The organism is Paenibacillus flagellatus (genome assembly GCF_003217775.1).
GTDB lineage: Bacteria > Bacillota > Bacilli > Paenibacillales > NBRC-103111 > Paenibacillus_AB > Paenibacillus_AB flagellatus.
In genome coordinates, this window is record NZ_QJVJ01000036.1 from 1 (window position 1) to 1,349 (window position 1,349).

General features: G+C 51.9%; 1 tRNA gene and 2 rRNA genes. All 3 read right to left on the reverse strand.

Annotated features, from left to right (window positions below):
• A 23S ribosomal RNA gene (locus tag DLM86_RS31645) occupies positions 1 to 712 on the reverse strand; the annotation flags it as partial.
• Positions 713 to 924: 212 nt separating this feature from the next.
• A tRNA-Ala gene (locus tag DLM86_RS31650) sits at positions 925 to 1,000 on the reverse strand.
• A gap of 231 nt (positions 1,001 to 1,231) precedes the next feature.
• Positions 1,232 to 1,349: ribosomal RNA gene (locus DLM86_RS31655) — 16S ribosomal RNA — on the reverse strand; the annotation flags it as partial.

Genomic DNA, 1,349 nt, shown 5'->3' on the forward strand with positions numbered 1-1,349 from the left:
GTCTACGTCCACGTACTATGGTCGCCCTATTCAGACTCGCTTTCGCTGCGGCTCCGTCTCTTCGACTTAACCTCGCACGGGAACGTAACTCGCCGGTTCATTCTACAAAAGGCACGCCATCAGCCATAAACGGCCTCTGACTTCTTGTAAGCGCACGGTTTCAGGTTCTATTTCACTCCCCTCCCGGGGTGCTTTTCACCTTTCCCTCACGGTACTGCTTCGCTATCGGTCGCTAGGGAGTATTTAGCCTTGGCAGATGGTCCTGCCGGATTCCGACGGGGTTTCCCGTGCCCCGCCGTACTCAGGATCCGTCTAGGCATACGCAGGCTTTCGGTTACAGGGCTGTTACCTTCTATGGCCGGCCTTTCCAGACCGCTTCGCCTAACCTGCTTTTGCCATGTTGACGTCCTACAACCCCAAGGAGCAAGCTCCTTGGTTTGGGCTTCTCCGCGTTCGCTCGCCGCTACTGACGGAATCACTTTTGTTTTCTTTTCCTCCAGGTACTTAGATGTTTCAGTTCCCTGGGTGTGCCTCCGATTACCCTATGTATTCAGGTAACGGTACATGGATATTACTCCATGTGGGTTTCCCCATTCGGACATCCCCGGATCAAAGCCTGCTTACGGCTCCCCGAGGCGTTATCGTAGTTCGCCACGTCCTTCATCGGCTCCTAGCGCCTAGGCATCCTCCGTGCGCCCTTATTAGCTTATCCTGAGAGCAATACGTAGTATTGCTAGCTACGTAAGCATTCTCGTCAGCTTCTAAGTTCACCTTTACAGATGTTCTTTGCTCGATTCGTTTCGCTATCCAGTTTTCAAGGAACAAGTTCCGCCGCCGAAGCGACATTTGCTATAATACCACATTCGCTTTCGACATTTCAAGCACTAAAACTTGGCATGTTTCGGCGAATTCAGTATTCGTTTTTGGTGGAGCCAAGGAGGATCGAACTCCTGACCTCCTGCTTGCAAGGCAGGCGCTCTCCCAGCTGAGCTATGGCCCCATATGAGTTCCTCCAAAAGTGAAGTTGGCTTCCGCAGCATATTCCGAATCCTTTTGGGGGAACCCCGACTTCTTCGGTTAAGCTGCGATGCTTTTTCATTTAGAGGAGATGGAAACAAAATTCCATCAAAACTGAACAAATGAAAACGGACCTAATTGTACCGAACCTCTACGGGTTCGATGATAATGCTTCCGAGGTGGCGCAATCTTCCGATTGCGCTTAACTCCATAGAAAGGAGGTGATCCAGCCGCACCTTCCGATACGGCTACCTTGTTACGACTTCACCCCAATCATCTACCCCACCTTCGGCGGCTGGCCCCTTGCGGTTACCTCACCGACTTCGGGTGTT